The sequence below is a fragment of the Bacillus sp. V3B genome (assembly GCF_024494465.1).
Lineage (GTDB): Bacteria > Bacillota > Bacilli > Bacillales > Cytobacillaceae > Bacillus_BD.
In genome coordinates this window covers 1-300 of sequence record NZ_JAETXM010000103.1, presented here as the reverse complement: position 1 = coordinate 300, position 300 = coordinate 1, and the positions used below count along the sequence as shown (strand labels likewise).

Genomic DNA, 300 nt, shown 5'->3' with positions numbered 1-300 from the left:
GCTTGGCGACGTCCTACTCTCACAGGGGGAGAACCCCCAACTACCATCGGCGCTGAGAAGCTTAACTTCCGTGTTCGGTATGGGAACGGGTGTGACCTTCTCGCTATCGTCACCAAGCCTACGACATTGAATAAATTTCCTTGCTGACTTGCGATGAGCTAAGAAATTATCCCTTTGAATATACTACAGCTCAGGAGCAAACATTCAATATGTCATGACTTATTTATATTATGTAGAAACAAACTTCTCTAAGCGTTTGTTCCCTCAAAACTAGATAATGCAGAAGAAGAAAGAGATACC

The 300-nt window shown here is 43.3% G+C and carries 1 rRNA gene; it reads right to left on the bottom strand.

Annotation, left to right across the window (positions count from 1 at the left end):
- Positions 1-117 (bottom strand): 5S ribosomal RNA (rrf, locus tag JMM81_RS22795).
- Positions 118-300: the final 183 nt, after the last annotated feature.